The organism is Streptomyces sp. NPDC060198 (assembly GCF_042728415.1).
GTDB lineage: Bacteria > Actinomycetota > Actinomycetes > Streptomycetales > Streptomycetaceae > Streptomyces.
On record NZ_JBHWZJ010000113.1, the window covers coordinates 1 to 19,956 of the forward strand.

The 19,956-nt window shown below is 71.1% G+C and carries 13 protein-coding genes; 5 read left to right on the plus strand and 8 right to left on the minus strand.

Going from position 1 to position 19,956, the window contains the following annotated elements:
• Nucleotides 1-19: 19 nt before the first annotated feature.
• Together ACFWEP_RS16365 and ACFWEP_RS16370 are read right to left on the minus strand one after the other, a co-directional pair.
• The gene (locus ACFWEP_RS16365; protein ID WP_387370743.1) at nucleotides 20-916 is read right to left on the minus strand and encodes an esterase/lipase family protein; all 897 of its coding nucleotides are present in this window, start codon (nucleotides 914-916) and stop codon (nucleotides 20-22) included.
• Nucleotides 917-1,377: 461 nt separating this feature from the next.
• Complete coding sequence (locus tag ACFWEP_RS16370; RefSeq protein ID WP_387370745.1) at nucleotides 1,378-1,944, minus strand: CGNR zinc finger domain-containing protein; 567 nt, start codon at nucleotides 1,942-1,944, stop codon at nucleotides 1,378-1,380.
• A 328-nt stretch (nucleotides 1,945-2,272) separates the two neighbouring features.
• Here ACFWEP_RS16370 and ACFWEP_RS16375 point away from each other — a divergent pair, with 328 nt between their 5' ends.
• The 4 genes from ACFWEP_RS16375 (at nucleotide 2,273) to ACFWEP_RS16390 (ending at nucleotide 8,927) form a co-directional block, all read left to right on the plus strand.
• Nucleotides 2,273-5,725 (plus strand): DNA polymerase III subunit alpha, encoded by a 3,453-nt coding sequence (locus ACFWEP_RS16375; protein ID WP_387370747.1) that lies wholly within the window; start codon nucleotides 2,273-2,275, stop codon nucleotides 5,723-5,725.
• A complete protein-coding gene (locus ACFWEP_RS16380; RefSeq protein WP_387370749.1) occupies nucleotides 5,722-6,741 on the plus strand; it encodes an ImpB/MucB/SamB family protein in 1,020 nt (339 codons plus the stop codon). Before ACFWEP_RS16375 ends, ACFWEP_RS16380 begins: the two co-directional genes overlap by 4 nt.
• 74 nt (nucleotides 6,742-6,815) lie before the next feature.
• Entirely contained in the window at nucleotides 6,816-7,916 is a 1,101-nt protein-coding gene (locus tag ACFWEP_RS16385; protein WP_387370751.1) for a DUF3533 domain-containing protein, read from the plus strand.
• A 117-nt stretch (nucleotides 7,917-8,033) separates the two neighbouring features.
• Nucleotides 8,034-8,927, plus strand: a complete 894-nt coding sequence (locus ACFWEP_RS16390; RefSeq protein ID WP_387370753.1) for an alpha/beta fold hydrolase — start codon at nucleotides 8,034-8,036, stop codon at nucleotides 8,925-8,927.
• A gap of 72 nt (nucleotides 8,928-8,999) precedes the next feature.
• On the opposite strand, the gene fxsT is transcribed toward ACFWEP_RS16390, so the two are convergent.
• From fxsT to ACFWEP_RS16410, 4 genes are all read right to left on the minus strand, one after another.
• Complete coding sequence (gene fxsT, locus ACFWEP_RS16395) at nucleotides 9,000-12,932, minus strand: FxSxx-COOH system tetratricopeptide repeat protein (protein WP_387370755.1); 3,933 nt, start codon at nucleotides 12,930-12,932, stop codon at nucleotides 9,000-9,002.
• Nucleotides 12,929-14,236 (minus strand): TIR-like protein FxsC, encoded by a 1,308-nt coding sequence (locus ACFWEP_RS16400; RefSeq protein WP_387370757.1) that lies wholly within the window; start codon nucleotides 14,234-14,236, stop codon nucleotides 12,929-12,931. Before ACFWEP_RS16400 ends, fxsT begins: the two co-directional genes overlap by 4 nt.
• A 153-nt stretch (nucleotides 14,237-14,389) precedes the next feature.
• The gene (gene fxsBH, locus ACFWEP_RS16405) at nucleotides 14,390-16,663 is read right to left on the minus strand and encodes a radical SAM/SPASM protein FxsBH, inactivated beta-hydroxylase extension form (protein WP_387370759.1); all 2,274 of its coding nucleotides are present in this window, start codon (nucleotides 16,661-16,663) and stop codon (nucleotides 14,390-14,392) included.
• Between the two features lie 85 nt (nucleotides 16,664-16,748).
• Nucleotides 16,749-16,916 (minus strand): FXSXX-COOH protein, encoded by a 168-nt coding sequence (locus tag ACFWEP_RS16410; protein WP_328722520.1) that lies wholly within the window; start codon nucleotides 16,914-16,916, stop codon nucleotides 16,749-16,751.
• A gap of 210 nt (nucleotides 16,917-17,126) precedes the next feature.
• Between ACFWEP_RS16410 and ACFWEP_RS16415 the strand changes: the two genes are divergently transcribed.
• A complete protein-coding gene (locus tag ACFWEP_RS16415; RefSeq protein WP_387370761.1) occupies nucleotides 17,127-18,056 on the plus strand; it encodes a DUF4231 domain-containing protein in 930 nt (309 codons plus the stop codon).
• A 62-nt stretch (nucleotides 18,057-18,118) separates the two neighbouring features.
• On the opposite strand, the gene ACFWEP_RS16420 is transcribed toward ACFWEP_RS16415, so the two are convergent.
• Both ACFWEP_RS16420 and ACFWEP_RS16425 read right to left on the minus strand, forming a co-directional pair.
• Entirely contained in the window at nucleotides 18,119-18,598 is a 480-nt protein-coding gene (locus tag ACFWEP_RS16420; protein WP_387370763.1) for a hypothetical protein, read from the minus strand.
• 241 nt (nucleotides 18,599-18,839) lie between these two features.
• Complete coding sequence (locus ACFWEP_RS16425; protein WP_387370765.1) at nucleotides 18,840-19,739, minus strand: S1 family peptidase; 900 nt, start codon at nucleotides 19,737-19,739, stop codon at nucleotides 18,840-18,842.
• Nucleotides 19,740-19,956 lie beyond the last annotated feature (217 nt).

Here is a 19,956-nt window from a genome sequence, read left to right on the forward strand (position 1 = left end):
GTGCCGCACGGGGCGTCGTTCAGCTGAGTACGGAGGTGCAGTCCGTCGTGGAGGCGTGCGCCGGGTCGAGCGCGTTGGCCACCTCGTGGAAGGCGATCTTGTCGGTGGTGCCGATGAGGACGTGCTCGGAGAGATCGACCGCACACAGGTCCTGGAGGAGGATGTTGCGCACGTTCGCGCCGCTCAGGTACTGGGTGCGGTAGGGGGTGACGACCTCGTCGTACCGGGTCGAGATGACGGTGTACTTCACCCCGGCCACGGTGTCGGGTACGGAGTTCAGCTTGGTGATGAACGGCGATCCGGCCACTTGGTCGGCGAGGCCGGGGGTGGCGGAGTTCAGCAGGGCCTCCGCGCCGGGGAAGTAGGGCAGCAGTGCGGTCAGCCCGAGGAGGGTGGTGCCGTGGTTGTCGGGGGCGAGGGCGACGAGCGCGTTCACCTTGGCGGCGCCGCCGAGGAACTTCAGGTAGTAGTTCGGCATCATGCCGCCCTGCGAGTGGCCCACGAGGTCGGCCTTCGACTTGCCGGTGGCGGCGAGCACCTTGTCGACGAAGGTGCTGAGCTGGGCGGCCGACTTGTCGATGGGGCCGAGGCCGTTGAAGACCGGCACGCCGGGGAGCTGCCCGTAGTCGAGCGAGAAGACGCAGTAGCCGCGGGCCACCAGGTAGGGGGCGAGGACGAGCCAGTTGTCGACGGAGTTCCCGAAGGTTCCGTGGACGAGGATCACGGGGCGCGGGTGGGCGGCGGAGGGCTTGCAGGAGTAGTCGTTCCAGCCGCTCGTGGCGGCGGCGGCCTCCCCCGCGGAGGGGGCCGCCACCGCGGCGGCCGAGGGGCCGGCGAGGGCGGCGACGGCGAGGAGCAGGGCGGCGAGGGTTCTCCGCGCACGTGGGGCTCGCGGCGTACGGGTCCAGGGCAGCATCGTGGGATCTCCTTGCGGCTCAGGGAGTTGCGATGTGGGGGTTCGCCCTGTGGCCCGGACCACAAGCTTTATGTGCTCATGTCAAATTACGCGCGAGTAGGTTCGCGGGGGAAGTTACGCGTCGGTAAAAACTGCTCCACCGCCGACATGGCGTCGGCCCCGTGCGCCGACACGGCTTTCCCCGAACCCGCGTGCCGATCAGCCGGAAGCGTCGCCCAGGGGCCAGCTCGAACCGCACGTACGGCCCCCGGCGCTCGGCCCACAGCCCTCACCTGCCGGGACGGGCGCGGGAGGCCTGACACCGGGGCCGCCCGGCACGGCGGACGCGGACTCCGGCGATCAGCCGCTCCAGGAGGGCGGGGCCTCAGGGCGACGAGGGGGGCGCCGCCTCCGGCAGCCCCCGCCGGGCGTCAGCCCACGGACGCGTCCCGCACCACCCCCTCGGCCTTCCGCGCCAGCCCCTACTCCCGCTCGGCCGTCCGCGCCTGCTTCTTCCGGGCACGGTAGGCCGCTGCCTTCAGCCGGTTCCCGCAGGAATCCATGCCGCACCACTGCCGGCGCGTGCCGCGTGACCGGTCGACGTAGACACGGGTGCAGGCAGCGTTGCCGCACTCCTTCAGCAGCGGCACTTCCGGCCCGCCCAGGACCTCGACGGCGTGACGCGCCACGAGGGACAACGCCTCCTCCTGCGTCGCGTCCACCCGGCGTCGCCCCGCCGGGGTGAGCCGGAGTGCCGGAGCGGCCGTACCGGCCGCCGCGTTCACCACGGCCAGCGCCTCCGCGTCGAAGGGTCCGCCCGCGAGCCGGGCCGCGACCAGCGCGTACACCGCTTCCCGGACCGCGGTCGCCCGTTCCACGTGGGAGGCGTCGGCCGGAGCGACCGTGTCGACGAGGCCGGATTCGAGATACCAGGCGTCCAGCCGGTCCGGCGACGCCAGCATCTCGAACCGGGCGGACCGGCGTGCGCGCAGCGTGGCGACGAAGTCGAGCGCCGGGTTTCCGCAGAGAAAGACATGCCCCAGGTTCACATCACCATCCTGGCAGGTGACTCCCGCCACCCACAAGCACGTGCCACCCGGTCCGGCCGGGGCGGACGCCGCCCGCACCGGGTGGCGAAGGTCATGCGTGACGGCGGGAACGGACACCGGAAAGAGCTCTCGGGCCCAAGTCCCCGACCGTGCGACGGGGGTGACGGTCCGGCAGCTCGCCACGCCGCCATTTGTTCGATTATTTCCGCACCGACCGGCCCTTTACCAGCTCGCCGACCAGGGGCGAGGGAGTTAAGGTAATCGAACGAACGTACGAGGAACGTATCGGGCAAAGATCAGAAATGGGGTGGCGGAATGGAGGTGCGGCATGGCGGGCTTCGCCCATCTGCACGTCGCGTCCGGTTACTCCGCCCGCTACGGCGCCGCCCACCCCGAGCATCTCGCCCGTCGGGCGGCCGAACTCGGCATGCCGGATCTCGCGCTCACCGACCGGTCCACCGTGACCGGTGCTGTTCGATTCGCTCGGGCCTGCGCCCGGGAAGGGGTACGGCCGGTCTTCGGCATCGACCTCGCGGTGGAGGCCCTCGCTCCGCCGCCTCCGGCCGAGCGTCCGCGCACCCCCGCGCGCGGGGGCTCCCACGTCGTCGAACCGCCGCTGCGCGTCGTCCTGCTCGCCCAGGACCGGGCCGGCTGGGCGCGGCTCTGCCGCATCACCTCGGCGGCCCACGCCGGGGCGGTGTCAGGCACCGCGCCGGTGGTGCCGTGGGCGGCCCTGCGTGAGCACGGCGGTCCCGGGCTGACCGTGCTGCTGGGCCCGCTGTCGGAACCGGTACGGGCGCTGGCGGCGGGCCGCGAGGACGTCGCGGTGAAACTGCTGGCACCGTGGCGGCAGATCTTCGGCAGCGGGCTGAGGCTGGAGACCGTGGCGTACCAGCGGGCCGGTACGGGCCCGGGGTCGCTGCGGCTGGCCGCCCGTACGCTGGCGCTGGCCGACCGTACCGGCGTCACCGCCGTGCTCTCCAACGCGGTCCGCTACGCCGACCCCGCCCAGCACCGCCTGGCCGACGTGCTGGACGCCGCACGGCTGCTGCGCCCCGTGGACCGGCGCCGGCTGGACAGCGGACAGCGCTGGCTCAAGGGCGAGGGCGCCATGGTCGCCGTCGCCCGCGCGATCGCCGCGTCCGCCGGGCTCGACGACCGCCGGGCGCGCCGGCTGCTGGCGGACACCGCCGCGACGTCCGCGGGGTGCGTCCTCGACCCGGAGGCGGACCTCGGGCTCGGGAGGCGCCACTTCCCGGAGGCGTCCCTGTTCGGCGCCGGGCCGGACGCCGGTGGCGCCGCCCGGCTGCTGCGCGAGCGCTCCGAGGCGGGCCTGGTCCGCCGGGGTCTGGACCGTGACGCGGACGCCCGGGAGCGGCTGGAGATGGAGCTCGGGGTGATCAACAGGCTGGGGTACGACTCGTACTTCCTCGCCGTCGGCCAGGTGGTGGCGGACATCCGCGAGCTGGGCATCCGGGTCGCGGCCCGGGGTTCCGGCGCGGGCTCGATGGTCTGCCACACCCTGGACATCGCCACCGCCAACCCGCTGGAGCACCGGCTGCTGTTCGAACGCTTCCTCAGCGAGCGGCGCACGTCGCTCCCGGACATCGACATCGACGTGGAGTCGGCGCGGCGGCTGGAGTGCTACGACGCGATTTTCGCCCGGTTCGGCAAGGAACGGGTCTCGGTCACCGCGATGCCCGAGACCTACCGGGCCCGCAGGGCGCTGCGGGACACCGGTCTCGCGCTCGGCATCGCGCCGGACGAGGTCGACCGGATCGCCAAGAGCTTCCCGCACCTGCGCGCCTCGGACATCACGAGCGCCCTCGCCGAACTGCCCGAGCTGCGCGCCCTGGCGTCGCGGGCGAAGCGGTACGGGCCGCTGTGGGAGCTCGCCGAAGGGCTCGACTCCCTGGTGCACGGCATGGCCATGCACCCGTGCGGGGTGATCATCAGCGACGCGAGCCTGCTGGACCGGCTGCCGGTGCAGCCCACCCCGCAGGGCGACTACCCCATGGCCATGGCCGCGAAGGAGGAAGTGGAGGCGCTGGGCAACATCAAGCTCGACGTGCTCGGGGTACGGATGCAGTCCGCGATGGCCCACGCCGTCGACGAGATCGAACGCGCGACCGGCGACCGGATCGACCTGGACGACCCGGAGCAGGTGCCGCTCGACGACGTCTTCGCGTTCAAGCTCATCCAGCAGAGCGAGACGATCGGGCTGTTCCAGCTCGAATCGCCCGGCCAGCAGGATCTGCTCTCCCGCCTCCAGCCGCGCAACCCGCAAGACGTCATCGCCGACATCAGCCTCTTCCGCCCGGGACCGGTCGCCGGAGGCATGCCCGAGCGGTACGTCGCCGCGCGGCACGGAAAGGCCCCCGCCTACGCCCACCCCGACCTCGAACCGGTGCTCGCCGACACCTACGGGGTCACCATCTGGCACGAGCAGATCATCGAGACCCTCTCCGTGATGACCGGCTGCGACCGGGCGGCGGCCGAGGTGGCCCGCCGGGCGCTCGGCGACCGCAAGCGGCTGCCCGCCATCGGCAGGTGGTTCCACGACCGCGCGTCGGCCCGGGGGTACGGCCCCGAGGTCCGCGCGAAGGTGTGGGCGACGGTGGAGGCGTTCGGCGCCTACGGTTTCTGCCGCGCACACGCGGTGGCATTCGCCGTACCGGCCCTGCAGAGCGCCTGGCTCAAGGCGCACCACCCCGCGTTCCTCCTCGCCGGGCTGCTCGAACACGACCCCGGGATGTGGCCCGGGCGCGTCATCGTCGCCGACGCCCGCCGCCGGGGCGTGCCCGTACTGCCCGTGGACGTCAACCGCTCCCGTACCCGGTACGTGGTGGAGCGGACCGGTGACGAACGGTGGGGGGTGCGGCTCGCGCTGTCCTCCGTACGCGGCATCACCGAGGACGAGTGTGCCCGGATCGAGGCCGGTGGGCCCTACGACTCGCTGTCGGACTTCTGGCAGCGGGCCCGCCCCAGTCGGCCACTGGCGGAACGCCTGGTCGAGATCGGCGCGTTCGCCGGGCTCGGCGAGGGCTCGCTCACCCGGCGGGACCTGCTGCTGCACGTCGCCGAACTGCACCGGCAGTCCCGCACCCGGTCCGCGGGCGACGGCCAGCTCGCCCTCCACGCGGGCGCGGCGGGCGCGGCGGAACCGAGCGGTCTGCCGGAGATGACCGGCCGTGAGGCGCTGGACGCGGAGCTGAACACGCTGGGCATCGATGTGTCCCGGCACCTCATGGAGCACCACCACCGGCTGCTGCGGGAGATCGGCGCGACGGACGCCGCGCACCTGGCCGACGTGCGCCAGGGGCAGCAGGTCCTGGTGGCCGGGGTGCGGGCCTCCACGCAGACCCCGCCGATCGCCAGCGGCAAGCGGATCATCTTCGTCACCCTGGAGGACGGCTCGGGCATGGTCGACCTGGTCTTCTTCGAGGACTCCCACCCGGCGTGCGCGCACACCGTCTTCCACAGCGGGCTGCTGCTGGTGCGCGGCACCGTGCAGGTGCGCGGCAACCGGCGCTCCGTGGTCGGCACCATGGCCTGGGACCTGGACCGGATCGCGGCGGCCCGCCGGGACGAGGGTCCCGCCGCCGCGATCGCGCTGCTCGGCGGGGAGCGCCCGCACCCCACGCCCGCACAGCCTGGGCGCACTCTGGCCAACGGCACCTCGGGCGCCCGGCTCCACCCGTACGCCGACCTCCAGCCGGCCGGCAGCCGCTCGGCCGACCTGCGCAAGCTCGGCCACACCAGCCAGGGGAGCGCGGGATGACGGACCCCCGCCCGGCACGCCGCCGCCACATCGCGCATCTGCGCCTGTACGCGCTGCCGGACGAGGAGCGGTACGCCGACATCGTGGAGCTGATGTCCGGCATCACCCCGCATGTCCAGGCCGTCCCGCTCGACGCCGTGCAGCTGGATCTGACCTCGGCGCTGCGCTACTTCGGTGTGCCCCCGTACGACCTGGTCCAGCTGGTCAGGCTCCGCCTGTTCGCCCTGTACGGGATCGAGTGCGGGGCGGGGCTCGCCGGCAACCGCATGCTGGCCGCCATGGCGGCCGACGCGTCCGGGCCCGGTGAGACCACGGAGGTCCCCGGCGACCGGGCGGACTCCTGGCTGCGCCCCCGCCCGGTCACCGCGCTGCCCGGCATCGGCCGCGCCACGGCGACCACGCTGGGGCGGTACGGCGTGCACACCATCGGTCAGATCGCCGACCTGCCGCCGCTGACCCTCCAGCGTCTGCTCGGCGCCGGTCCCGCCCGGCTGCTGGCCGAGCGCGCGCACGGCCGCGACCCCCGCCCGGTCGTGCGCGAGGAACCTGCCGCCCATCTCGCCGTCGACCTGGTGCTCGACCGGGACTGCCTCGATCCTGGACTGCACCACCGGGCGGTCCTGGGGCTGGCCGAACGGCTGGGCCTGCGCCTGCGCGCCGGGCACCAGGTCGCCGGACGGCTGACGCTCACCGTGCGGTACGCCGACCGGACGTCCAGCACCCGGACCCGTACCTGTGCCGAACCCACCGGCCACTCCCCCCTCCTCGCCGCCGCCGCGCTGGGGCTGCTGGACTCGCTCGGCCTGCAACGTGCCCGGGTACGCGCCTACACCCTGCGTGCGGACGCCCTCTCGCCCGCCGAGGACGCCCCGCGCCAGCTCTCCCTGGACCCGGTCGACGACCGGTCCCGCGCCGCCGAGGCCGCCTCGGACCGGGCCCGCCGGCGTTTCGGTGCCGGGGCCGTACGGCCCGCGAGCCTGGCCCCCGCACCGCGCGGACACCCGCCCGCCGCGTGACGGCCGGGCCGTCCCCTTGCGCCATTCGGCCCGCACCGCCTGCGCGAAGTGCCGGTCGGATCGAGCGTGGGGGCATGAACTTCGCCGGAGAGGTCAGACAGGCCGTCACGCCCCGGGCCGCCCTGTTGGTCCTGGGCGTACTGGTCCTCCAACTGCTTTTCATCGCCTCCTACGTGGGCGCGCTGCACCGGCCGGTGCCGACCGACGTCCCCTTCGGCGTCGTGGCGCCCCCGCAGGCGTCCCAGCAGCTGGTCACCGATCTGGACGGGCTCCCGGGCGGCCCGCTCGACCCGCGCACCGTCGACGACGCAGCCGAGGCACGCCGGCAGATCATGAACCGTGAGATCGACGGCGCCCTGGTGGTGAACCCGACCGGCACGACCGACACCCTGTTCGTCGCCTCCGGCGGCGGCTCCGCCCTCGCCACCTCCCTGGAGAAGATCACCACCGCGGCCGTGGCCCAACAGCGGCGCACCGTGCGGACCGTCGACCTGGCCCCTGCTTCCTCCGACGACTTCGACGGGCTCTCGTCGTTCTACCTGGTCGTCGGCTGGTGCGTGGGCGGCTATCTCTGCGCCTCGATCCTCGCGATCAGCGCGGGCTCCCGGCCGGCCAATCTCCGGCGCGCGCTCATCCGCACCCTGGTCATGGCGGTGTACTCGGTGCTGGGCGGCATCGGCGGCGCGATCATCGTCGGCCCCGTCCTCGGCGCGCTGCCCGGCAGCCTCTGGGGACTGGCGGGGCTGGGCGCGCTGGTCGTCTTCGCCACCGGCATGATCACCCTCGCCCTGCAGGCGCTGACCGGCATCGTCGGCATCGGGCTGGCCGTCCTGATCATCGTGATCGCGGGCAACCCGAGCGCGGGCGGCGCCTTCCCGCTGCCGATGCTGCCGGACTTCTGGCGCGCGATCGGCCCGGCCCTCCCCCCGGGCGCCGGCACCTGGGTCGCCCGTTCGATCGCCTACTTCCGGGGCAACGCGGTCACCGGTTCCCTGCTGGTCCTCTCCGCCTGGGCGGTGGCCGGTACGGCCCTGACCCTGCTGCTCTCCCTGCGCCACAAGCGGAGACACGCCGCCGGAACCGGCGGAACCGATGGGAACGCCGGCACGCCGCGTCCGTCACCCGGCACCTCAGGAAGCACGGGAACCCCTCCAGGGGGCGCACACACCGCGTGACCCCGTTTCTCTCCCAACAGGTAGTGCGCATAACGCCTTTGATGACCCATCATCGAAATGAGGCAGCACGCACCGGGCGCACACGCCCGGGCCGGCCGGGGACTTGAGGAGGTACGGGTGCGCAATCGGGTGCGCGTGACGGACGGACGTCACCTGATCGTGGAGCGTCAGGGGGATCTGCACGGAAGACCGGTCTTCCTGCTGCACGGCACCCCGGGCAGCCGGCTCGGGCCCGCTCCGCGCGGCATGGTCATGTACCAGCGCCAGACCCAGCTCATCACCTACGACCGGCCCGGCTACGGCGAGTCCGACCGGCATCCGGGCCGCCGCGTGAGCGACGTCGTCGAGGACGTACGGGCCATCGCCGACGCTCTCGGCCTGGAACGGTTCGCCGTGGTGGGCCGTTCCGGCGGCGCCCCGCACGCCCTGGCCTGCGCGGCGCTGATGCCCGACCGGGTGACCAGGGCGGCCGCTCTGGTCACCCTGGCCCCCTGGGACGCACCGGGGCTCGACTGGTTCGAGGGGATGGCCGCCTCCAACGTGCTGGCGTACTCCACCGCGGCGGCCGACCCGGACGGCCTCACGGAATCCTTCATCGTCCGTTCCGCCGAGATCCGGGTCGACCCGGTACGGCTCCTGGACGATCTGCGGCGCGAACTCACCGACTCCGACCGGGTGGTGGTGAACGACGCGGGCATCCGCTCGCTGCTGCTGCGCAACTACAGCGAGGGCCTGCGGACTTCGGCGTACGGCTGGATCGACGACGCCCTCGCGTTCAGCAAGCCGTGGGGCTTCGACCCGGCCGACATCACCTGCCCGGTGATGCTCTGGCACGGCGAGAAGGACGTCTTCTCACCGGCCAGCCACTCCCGTTGGCTGGGGGGAAGAATTCCCGGCGCGACCACCGTGCTCGAGCCGAGCGCGGCCCACTTCGACGCCCTGTCGGTGCTCCCGCGGGTCCTGAACTGGCTCCTGGACGAACGCGAGTCCAGCGTGGGCTCGATGAACTGAGCCGCACCAGCGGACTTTTCGACGTCCGGTAAGGGTGGCCCACCCCCGTGGTGGCCCACCCTTACCGTGCGCTCAGACCTGGATCGGCTCCAGCTCCCGCTCGAACCTTCTCCCGTCCCGTGCGATCCGCGTCATCGGATGATCGTCACCGAGCTGCCGGGCCAGCTCGGTGACGATCCTCGTCCGCACCTTCTGGGCCTCGTCCCGGCGGCCGAGGTCTTCCAGCGTGACCGCCATGTTCCCCACCATGGCCAGCGTCTCCGGATGCTGCGCCCCGAGTGCCTCCGCGAGCTGCCCGGCGAGGAACTGCTCCGTCTCCAGTACGAGCTCCTCGTCCCCGAGCGCCGCGGTCGCGTTCGCCAGGTTCATCACGCAGAAGAGCGTGTGCGGGTGTTCCCTGCCGAACAGCTCCCGCATCAGGTCGACGACCCGCCGGGACGTCCTGGCCGCCTCCTCCGCCTCCCCCGAGCCGAGCAGGTAGACGGCCAGGTTGTTCTGCGCGGCCAGGGTGTACGGGTGCCTCTCGCCCGGCACCAGCAGGTACTGGTCGACCACCTCTCTCGCCGCGTCCCTCGCCTGGACCGATTCGCCGATCGCGTAGAAGTCGGCCGCCAGGTTCAGGTCGCAGGCCAGCGACTCCGGGTTGACCGAGGTGTACTTCGCCCGGTACCTGGCACGGGTGGCCAGCGTCAGCCTGCGGGCGTCCTCCAGCTGCCCCGCCCGGCGCAGTGCCACCGCGAGCGCCTTGGCGGCGGAGAGCGTGCCGGGGAAGGAGGGGCCGAGAGTCCTCTTGTAGCTGTCGTACGTGCGGCTGAGCAGCGCCACCGAGTCCTCGTACCGGCCGACGTCGCGCAGGTCGCGAGCAAGGCTCACGGCGGAGGACAGACTGTACGGATGCTCCGCCCCGAGCACCTCGCTGCGCCGGTCGTACACCTCCTGGTCGATCTCCCTCGCCCGGGAGTACTGCCCGACCAGGCGCAGGTTGAGCGCCAGGTTGTTCGCCGCCGCGAGTGTCCTCGGGTGCCCCTCGTGGAATATCTCGCCGAAGCCTTCACGGGCCTCGGTGGCCAGCTCGATCGCCCGGCCGTACTCCCCCAGCATGCCGAGGTCGGTCGCCAGACTGCTCGTGGTCATGTAGGTGTGGGGGTGCTCAGCACCCAGGATGTCGCGCTGCCGCTGGAGGGTGACCTCGTCGAGCTCCTTGGCCTCCACGTAACGCCCGCGCGAGCGGAAGATGTTGGAGATGTGGAAGCAGAGATAGAGGTACTGGATGTCCTCCTTTCCCAGCGTCTGGGCCCAGGTGGCGCGGAGTTCGGCGCCCAGCGCACCCGCCGTGCGGACGTCCCCGCGCTTCCAGAGGTAGCGGACGCGGTCGATCAGCAGCCTGCGGGTCTCCGGCTCCCCGCAGTGACGGGCCCCGGACGGCCCCAGGTGCGGCCAGATGGTGGCGAACCGCGCCCAGTTCTCCGGGTTGTCGATCGGCTCGTCGTCGTCCGGCCGGGCCCCCGCCAGGACGCGGTGGACCACGTGCCGGGCCTCCCGCTGCTCCTCCTCGCTGAGCTGGGCCTTGATGACGGCCTGCACCAGCCGGTGCACCTGGATCGAGTTGGAGACCTGGTCGACCTTGGCGAGCGCGAAACGGCCGATCTCCCGGATGACCCTTCCGAGAACGAGCTTCTCCTGGAGGGAGGAGTCGTACGGCTTCAGCGCCTCGATCATCTCCTTGCTGTACAGGAGGTTCGCGTTGATCGGCTCGGGCGCGAAGAAGGCGCAGAGCTGGAGCAGCCGCACCGCCGCGGGCGACCGTTCCTTGAGCCGCTCGATGGAGACGTTCCAGGTGGCTGCCACGGGTTCCGGGTAGCCGGCGGGCTGGTTGAGGGACAGCACCTGGGCGGCCTGCTCCGCGAGCTGGTCGAGATAGGTGTCGACGGGGGTCGCCGTCTCCGCGATCCAGGCAGCGGCCTGTTCGACGGCGAGTGGCAGGTCGCCGACCGCCGTGGCCACCCGGGCGGCGTCGTCCTGGCTGAGACCGGGGGCTCGGCGGCGGAGGTGTTCGACGGACTCCTCGCGCAGGAAGACGTCGACGGGCAGCGCGTCGCCGTGCTGCGACCAGGTCTGGTTCCGGGACGTCACCAGGATGTGGCCGGAGCCGCCCTGGGGAAAGTAGCGCCTGATCCGCTCGGGGTCGTCCGCGTTGTCGAAGACCAGCAGCCACCGGTCGGAGGGCACTCCCCGGCGCAGCAGGTCGACCGCTTCCTTGGATGCTGCCGCCATGTCGTCGCCGCCCTGCGCTCCCAGCCGGGAGGCGAGTTCCGCGAGTCCGGCGACCACGTCGTCGGTCTGTTCGGAGGCGATCCACCACACCAGGTCGTAGTCGGCCATGAAGCGGTGCACGTACTCCAGCGCCACCTGTGTCTTGCCGACGCCGCCGAGGCCGTACAGGGTCTGCGGCTGGGGAAGTACCACCGCCATGCCGCCGCCGAGCTGGTCGCGCATGCGTTCCAGCACCAGGGAGCGGCCGGTGAATCCGGGGTTGCGCGGCGGGGCGTTCCAGATCTTCGGGACCGTGCCGGGGAATCTGGGCCCCGGTGCCGCCCCGTCGACCAGTTGCGTCGGGCGGTCCAGAGCGCGGAGCAGGGCGGCCACGGCATGGGTTTCGTCGAGCCGGAAGAGGTCCACCGGGTTGCGGTCGATGTAGGAGGAGGTGAGCCGGACGTCTCCGACGCGGAACAGGATCTGGCGTCGTCCGCCGCCCTGGTCCTCGGCGGCGGCCCGCTGCCACAGTTCGGTGGCGCGCTGGGACTTGAGGTAGGCGCTGGAGAGCAGCACGACGGTGCGGGCGGCGGTGTCCGGCGCGGTGGTGGGCGGTTCCCGGTCCTCCCGCTCGGTGGAGACGTCACGCGGCACGACACGGAAGCCGGCCCGGGTCAGGACTGATTCGATCCAGTCCGCCCACATCCGGTTCTCCGCGACGTAGTTGAGGAAGATGTCGGCGGGGAGCGTGGGCCGGCGCCGGGTGAAGGCGTCGCGGATGCGCAGCCGGACGTCCTCCGCGACCGCCGGCATGGCGGTGACCTCCCGGTCGGTGATGACCGTCACGAGCCGCTCGAACGCGGAGAGCAGCGAGTTGGAGAGTCCGGCTTCGTCGCCGAAGGTCGCGAGAGTCTCCTCGTACGCGTAGTAGGGGCGGTACGGGATCTCCACCGCGCCCCAGTAGGCGGTGAGTTCGTCGCCGGACAGGTCACGCGGCAGTCGGTCGAACTTGAAGCGGGCGAGGGCCCGTCCGGCATCGGCCTTCTCCTTCTCGCCCTCGTCGATGCGCATCGGGACGGGGTAGATGGCGATCGGGCGCCCCGTGTAGCGCTCGGCCATCTGGCGTGCCACGGAGGCGGCTCCGTCGATGGACTGGTCGCTGAGGGTGAAGCAGTCCACCAGCACGTCGGGGAGGTGGACGGTGCAGATGTCGGCGATGTCGCTGAGACCGGTGCGGCTGTCGATGAGGACGTAGTCGTAGTTGGCCTTCATGTCGTCGCGCAGGGCGTCGAAGAAGTTCCCGCCGCCGAGCCGGTCGTAGAAGTTGTCCCAGTCGAACGTGGAGACGGCGGCGGAGTACTCACGGTTCTGGCGCCCGGCCGAGACGAAGTCGAGCGTGCCTCCCCTGGGGAACTCCCAGCCGAGCGCCTCCGGTGTCAGGGAGACGGCGTGCTGCTGGATGCGCGCGTAGTCGCGGTGCCAGTCGTCGGGGCGCTGTACGGGGCTGGTGGCGGCCCAGGCGTAGTCGGTGATGAGGTCGATGACGCCCGTGGTGGCGCCGAGCGTGGAGGGGTCGAGGAAGGGGTGGAAGAACCGGTGCAGGCCCGGTGCCTCCAGGTCCCAGTCGACGGCCAGTACCCGCTTGCCGTTGGCGGCCAGGATCCAGGCGGTGTTGGCCAGGGCCATGGTGCGCCCCGTGCCCCCCTTGTACGAGTAGAAAGTGACGATCCGCCCGTCACGACCGGCTGTCATACGTCCTCCGCTTGCGTCCCAGGGTGGAGCGTGTCGGGTATGAACTGTGTGTTGCCCATGGGGCCCGTCAGTCGGGTGCGTTCACTGTGCCCGCCACCGCTGCCGGGCGGATAGACGGTCGCGTTGCGCAGATACTGCTGCGCGGCGACTTCGACGACCTGGGGCAGGATCTGGCCGAACGCCTCCATGCTGGGCACTCCTTTGGCCGCGACGCGGCAGAACGCGCGCCCCTGGCTCATCTTGACGGGCAGGGTCCGTTCGAGGATCGCCGTGAGTTCCGCCTCCGCGTCCGGGCTCTGCGGGTCGTCCCGGTTCCATGGCACCACCAGGATCACCCAGGGTCTGTTCTCGGCGTCGAACGCGGCGAGCCTGCGGCGGCGGTCCTCGTCCTGGAGCGCCCATCGGTCGAGTATGAGGATCTCCGGTGTGAGGGGCGCCCGCTTGTCCTCGGACTGGCCGGTGTCCTCGTCGAACGATCCGATCACGGCTTGGTAGTTGAGCGAGCGGACGAGTTCTTCGGTGACGTACGCCAGCGGGCGCGCGGCGGCCGGATGGTAGGGGTTCCAGTCCTGCGGGTTGTCGCCGTAGTAGGCCGTGTCCCGCCCGGGCGGCAGATCGTGGCGAGTGGGTGCGGCGATGGTGATCCGCATCGGCTTCGGTGCTCCCGCTCCGCTGCTGCGGGAGCCGAAGGCGCTGGGGGCGAGGCGGTAGTCGACGGGTCTCCCGGTGTCGATCCGCACGGTGTCGGCGACGGTGACTATGCGCTTGGCCAGTTCGTAGACGGCTCGTTCGTACTCCTGGGCGAAGAGCCTGAGCTTGATCAGCCCGTAGAGCCCGTCGCTGACGTAGCGTTCCCCGAAGTCCCGGTGGTTGAACTGGATCCGCTCGGCGGAGCCGGGTAACTGACTGGGCGGCACCGGCACCCAGAGCGCCGGGACGATGGCCTCGGCCGACTGGTTGGATCGGGCGCGATGGTGGATCGCGCGCTGTTCGAAGGCGTACCACTCCTTGCCGCACATCTCACTGGCGAAGTAGCGCGGCGAGAACAGCGGAACGAAGACCCTGCAGGTGGCGAGCACCGAGCCGAGCCGTTCCGACCAGCCCTCGCCGGATCGTATTTCCCGGTCCATGAAGCCCGCGGGCGTGCCCGCGGGAAGATCGGTCATGGCCATCACATGGCCGCAGAGATCTTGGAAAAGGCGTTCGACCCACATATCGGGGTCCGTTCCACCGCCGTACCCCGGTGTGTGCGCGTAACTGAGGAAGAAGTACGGCCGATGATCCGACGCTCGCTGTTGCATCATGCGTGCACACGACCCCCGTCCTGTGTGAGCACCCACATCCGATGCTACGGAGTGAATGCGAGCGAATTCATCATTCCGGAGCGGACCGCTCTTCACTCCTCTGATCTTCGGTCATTCATCGCCCCTTTTCAGTCATCTCCCCAGTAGGACCGATCACTTACCTTCTTGATCGAAGATTGTCCTGGGGTAGTTGTTCCCGCTTGTCCCCTGTGTACCGCTGAGCTCTTTTCGGAGCACGTCCAACAGTCGTTTTCCGTGAACGGTAGGTTCGGGGGCCCTTTCCAGCAGATCGAGCGCTTCCTGCACGCCTGCCGGGAATTCCGGGTCGAACAGCCCGACACCCACGCGTTCATGGGTCTCGGCCAGCAGACGGGAGAACGGAACGGCCGTCCCGTCCCAGGGCGACAGATACTCCCAGTCCCCGTCCGCCGCGTACAGGTCCGTGACGTCGCACAGGCCCCGCAGTTCACTTCTGCGGTAGGCGCGCACCATTTCGACCGCCAGTTCGCCATCCTCGGCGTCCACCCGGACTCCGAGCGCCCCATGGCCGCGTGGCCCCTCGGCCCGACCGCCGTGGATCAGCGGGGTGATGGTGGTCACCGCCTCCGCCATGGCGTCGGCCACCGCCGGGGCCACCGTCTCGATCCGGGCCCAGGCACGGAGGACGGCCTCGCCGAAGGTGTGGAAGGCCTCGGACTCCAGACGGGCCGCCGCCGGCGCCGCGTGGCAGTCCCGGTACGGGTCGAGATCGTCGACGGCCCAGCCGGAACGCCCGGCCACGGCGAGCCGGCGGACCGGGCGCCAGTCACCGTCGTCCGGCTTCCCGAGACCGACGTGCAGCTCCTCACCGCTCTCGCGTTCCACCACGAACCCCCCGGCCTCGCCCCGGACGAGGACCGTCCCGTGGTCGTCCGCATCGCCGAGCGTCAGCTCTCCGAGCGTGGGAAGGAAGAGCTTGCCTCGCCGGTAGCTCACCGGCACCGGGTCCGTCAGACCGGCCAGCAGCGTCCCCGCGGCCGCGTACGAGGTGAGTACCGATGCTTGCGCGACGGCTCGGTCCTCGTCGGTACGGAGCCCTTCCACGGTCTCCTGGAGCCAGGAACGCGCGTACGGGTGGGCGAGCACGCGGTCGAGACCGGCGATCCCCGCGTCCGACGCCTCCAAGGCGCCCGCCTGCTCCCACCCCCGCAGCCACGGCTCGCCCCCGAGCCCGCCGAGCAGGGCGTGGAGGCCGGCCAGCAGCGTGCGTGTGAGTTCGTGCTGCTCGGCGGCCGCCCCGGCCGGGCCGGACAGAGCGGGAGAGACGAGGGCGGACGCCGTACGCTCCTCGATCCCGCGCACCAGGGCTTCGAGATCCGCGCAGTACACGGACGGATTGTCGAACTCGTTGGAGGAGCGATAGCGGTGGGTGTAGAGCCCGCCACCGCACGAACGTACGACGGGGCAACTGCGGCAGTCCTCGCTGACGCCCGTCAGGCCGAGCTGGCGAGCCCGCACCCCCGGGTGGGCCGCCACCTGGTCGAAGGAGTGGGTGAAGACGTCGAAGCCGGTGGCAGCGGCACCCTCGTACGCGCTCTTGAGCGAGTCCACCTGTTCGAGTTGGCCGTCCGTCTCCACGACGACCAGGTCGGTGGGGGCCAGCCCGAGCGATTCGGTGAGACTCGGTCCGCCCCCCAGGGTGGACACCACGGAGGAGAACAGACGGACCGGCACCGGGCGCCCCTGCTCCTGCCAGCGGTCGAAGATCGCGAGGAGCCAGTCGGCGTAGGCGGTGGGTGACCCGTCGGGGCGCGGCGGCGGATCGTCCCAGGTGGCGTGAGGAAGGAGGAAATCGATGAGCGGAGGCTCGAGTTCGGTCAGGGCGTCGAGCACCGCGTGCGGGTCGTTGGCGATGTCGATCGTGCAGAGGAGGCCCAGGTTCAGGTGGCGATAGCGGTCCTGCCGGAGCAGCTCCACGGCCTTGAGCACGAGCGGATGACTGCTTCGACCGTCGGCGAATCGACGGTGCCGGTCGTTGGCCGCCCGGTCGCCGTCGAGGGAGATGCCCACCTTGACGCCGAACTCGTCGAAGAGATCCAGATACCGCGGACTGAGCTGAAGACCATTGGTGTGGATGCGGAGATCCAGTTCGGCGACGCCCGCGAGCGCGGAGCCGAACTCCTCGCAGACGCGGCGCAAGCGCGCGGGGCCCGCGAGTAGCGGCTCCCCTCCGTGCAGGATCACTGACACGGAGGGCAGTGCATGTGTCCTGGCGTGCTCAGCCAACCGCTGAGCCGTCCGCTGAATCACCTGGTCAGAGATCGTCTTGGGGCGGGTTCGCCAACTCTGGTCAGCATGTTCATAGACATAGCAATGATCACAGGCAAGATCGCACCTGCTGTGAACCTTCAGAACGATTTCACGGAATGGGACCGGGGGTCCTGTCATTCCGTCATTCTAGCCATCGGCACCAGGTGCGTCGGCCGTACGTGGATGACGAACTGTCACGACACGTCCCCGGGTGAACTCCGGATCAGAGCGAAGAGTTGAACGTCGATGCCTTGTTCGGGCGACCGCCGGAAACCGTGACGATCCGCCCGAGCTTTTCGGCGGCGTCGCCACCGGCGATCTCGATCTTGGAGAGCGGCACACGGCTGGTCTTCGCGGTGGCGAAGGAGGAGGGGAATGCGTAGGTCTTCACGGCCGTCCTTGAGTGGCTCGTTCCGGACATGGAAACAGCACCGGCCAGCTGCACCATTGCAGTGTCCGGCGTCACGACTTTACTCTCAGATTCTCGACGAGCACATCTTCACAGACATGTGTACCCCCATCGGGGGGCGGAAGTTACCCGAATGGGCGGAACGGGCCATTCCATCAGCAGGATTCCCCCTGTTTTGACCAAGGAGCGGACATGACGGCGATTCCTGAACCCCTGCGGAGCATGGTCTTCAGGAATGCCGACCTGCCCGAACTCTTCCACCGCACCGACGCCGTCGCGGTCGCCCGGCAGCGGGAGGCGACCAACACGAACCGCGCGCAGCTGGCCCTCCTCGTCCTCGGCGCGGTGCCGGCCGCCCTGCCGTGGAGCGTGGAGGTCGGGGACTCGCTCCAACTGCTGGACTTACTCGGGGCACTGGCCTACGCCAGTGTTCTGGTCATCACCTTCCTCGCCTCGCACCGCAAAGCAAAGTCGCATTGGCAACTCAACCGCTCCGCAGCGGAGTTCATCAAGTCGAACTGCTGGCGATACGCCGTGCACGGCTCACCGTTCGACACCACGACGCAGCATCCCGAGGCGGTCTTCGCCAGCAGGCTGGAAGAGGGTCTCCAGGAACTGCGGAAGGCCGGGTGGGACGACCCCCGCGACGGCCTCGACGGGCCGGACGGCGGCCTCATCACCGACTCCATGCGGGAGTTGCGGGACAAGGCGTACACGGTGCGCAAGGAGACGTACATCCGGGACCGGCTCATCGAGCAGCGGCGCTGGTACCGGAGACGGCAGCTGGTCTCCCGGCGGGGTGCGCTGGTCTGGTCGGGCACGGTGGCGGCGCTGACGGTGCCGGCGTTGGCCCTCTGCCTGTCGCAGACTTTCGGGACGGGGCGGTCCTTCGGGCTGACCGGGGTGCTGTCCGCCGCCGCGGCGGGGTGCCTGGCCTGGAACGAGACGCGCCGCCACCATCCGCTGATCTCGGCCCACTCCGTGGTGGAGAAGGATCTGGAGTCGATGCAGGCGGCGATGGAGACCTCGCTCACCGAACGGCAGTGGCCGGTCGCGGTCTTCGAGACCGAGCGCATCGTCTCCCCCGAGCACACGGACTGGCTGGCCCGGCACCGTACGTGAGGCAACGTCACCCGCGCCGGTCATGCCCGCGGTCGCGGCTCGTCCCCGGTCACGACTCACGATCAGTCACGGCGCACGCCTTCGCGCCAGATCACCGTGACCGGGCGGCCCAGGGCGCGCGCGTAGGTGACGATGTCGCCGGTGCCGCCGAGCCCCCGGGCCGGGAGGCCGTCCCAGACGGCGACGAGCCGGTCGCAGTGGTCGGCGATCCAGGTGCCCGCCGCGTAGTAGGCCTCGTCCGTGGAGTGCGGGTAGTCGAGCCGGACCTCCCGCCCGGCAAGGGACTTGAGCATGAGGTAGCGCGCGAGGTCGCCCTCCTCCTCGAAGCACTTCTCGTAGTCGTCACTGGGGATCACCGCCGTCAGCCGCGCGCCGCGCGCGAGGGCGAGGCCGGCGAAGAGCTGGTCCGCCCCCACGGCGAGGCTGGAGAGCGCCTCCAGTGACTCCCCCGTCACCCGCAGCGCCTCGCACAGGCCCTCGTACACCTGGGCGTAGGCCGCCGGGGGGATGGAACGGTGTCCTGTCACTCCGATGCGATGCACGGGCCTCGACCCCCTGGGTGTCTGCAGGAGCCGGAGGGCATCCCTCCGCAAGGACATGGCGTCCGCCCCCGTCGCTCCTCCGCGTCCGACCGTGCGGCCATCATCCCGCACGGCGGGGGGCGCGCGGGAGCCCCCGTTCGAAGCGAACGGGGGCTCTGCGCGTCCGCGGAGTCACGGATTGCACCACGGGCCGGGTCCGTGGGTTCCGCCGACGCCCGTGGGCACCGGCGGAACCGTCGGATCAGAAGACACTGACTCCGTACGCGCTCAGCGCTTCGGTGACGGGCTGGAAGAAGGTCGTGCCGCCCGAGGTGCAGTCGCCGCTGCCGCCCGAGGTGAGGCCGATCGCCAGGGTGCCGGAGTAGAGCGGACCGCCGGAGTCACCGGACTCGGCGCAGACGTTGGTGCGGATCAGGCCGGAGACGACCTCCCCGTTCCCGTAGTTGACGGTGGCGTTGAGGCCGGTCACCGTGCCGCTGTGGATACCGGTGGTGGAGCCGCGACGGGTCACGGACTGACCGACGGTGGCGTTGGCCGCGCCGGTGATGTCCACGCTGCCCACGGTGCCGCTCTTGGTGACACTGCTGTTGGTGTAGGTCACCAGGCCGTAGTCGTTGCCCGGGAAGCTGGATCCCGAGGTGGTGCCGAGCGTGGTGGTGTGGGCCGAGTTGGACCACCAGGTGCCCGCGCCGTCGGTGCAGTGCCCGGCGGTCAGGAAGTAGTAGGTGCTGCCGCTGCGGACGTTGAAGCCGAGCGAGCAGCGCCAGCTGCTCGCGTAGATCGCGTCGCCGCCCGAGATCAACTTGCTGAAGGTGCCGGCCGTGCGCTCGACGCGCAGGGCGCCCGCCTCGTCTCCCGCCGTCTCCTTGATCTTCGCGATCTCGGCCTGGGTGACCGTACTGTCCACGGTGACGACGAGGCGCTTGGTGGCGGGGTCGACGCTCCAGGCGGTGCCCGGGACGTCTGCGGTGAGCACGGCGTCGCTCGCGGCGGTGAGCTGGGCGGTGCTGTACGTACCGGCCGAGTCGGCGTTGGCCGCAGGGACGGCGAGCGCCGCTACGGCGACCAGACCCGCCGCGACGGCGACGGCCCTGCTGCGTCTGGCGGTGGTGCTGAGGGGGGTGGTGCGCTTGTTCCTCACTTCGCGTTCCTCCAAAGGGGAATCAGGGGCCCGTCCGTGGGGTGGCGGACCCGTGAGGCGCAGTCAGGCGTCGGGCTTCCGACGAGTGTCCGCTATGCGGATGCCGTGTTCCTGACAAGCGCTGCTTGGGAGTATTTGGGACCGCCCGCGCGCGGCGCAAGGGCGCCTTTCGGCCGCGTGGAACGGAGAGATGCCCCGGCCCCGGCAGCGTACGGGC

Coding starts and splice junctions, on each gene's coding strand:
- ACFWEP_RS16380 (WP_387370749.1), top strand. CDS start 5,722: ATGACGGACCCCCGCCCGGCACGCCGCCGCCACATCGCGCATCTGCGC.
- fxsT (WP_387370755.1), bottom strand. CDS start 12,932: ATGACAGCCGGTCGTGACGGGCGGATCGTCACTTTCTACTCGTACAAG.
- fxsBH (WP_387370759.1), bottom strand. CDS start 16,663: ATGACAGGACCCCCGGTCCCATTCCGTGAAATCGTTCTGAAGGTTCAC.
- ACFWEP_RS16365 (WP_387370743.1), bottom strand. CDS start 916: ATGCTGCCCTGGACCCGTACGCCGCGAGCCCCACGTGCGCGGAGAACC.
- ACFWEP_RS16415 (WP_387370761.1), top strand. CDS start 17,127: ATGACGGCGATTCCTGAACCCCTGCGGAGCATGGTCTTCAGGAATGCC.
- ACFWEP_RS16375 (WP_387370747.1), top strand. CDS start 2,273: ATGGCGGGCTTCGCCCATCTGCACGTCGCGTCCGGTTACTCCGCCCGC.
- ACFWEP_RS16400 (WP_387370757.1), bottom strand. CDS start 14,236: ATGATGCAACAGCGAGCGTCGGATCATCGGCCGTACTTCTTCCTCAGT.
- ACFWEP_RS16385 (WP_387370751.1), top strand. CDS start 6,816: ATGAACTTCGCCGGAGAGGTCAGACAGGCCGTCACGCCCCGGGCCGCC.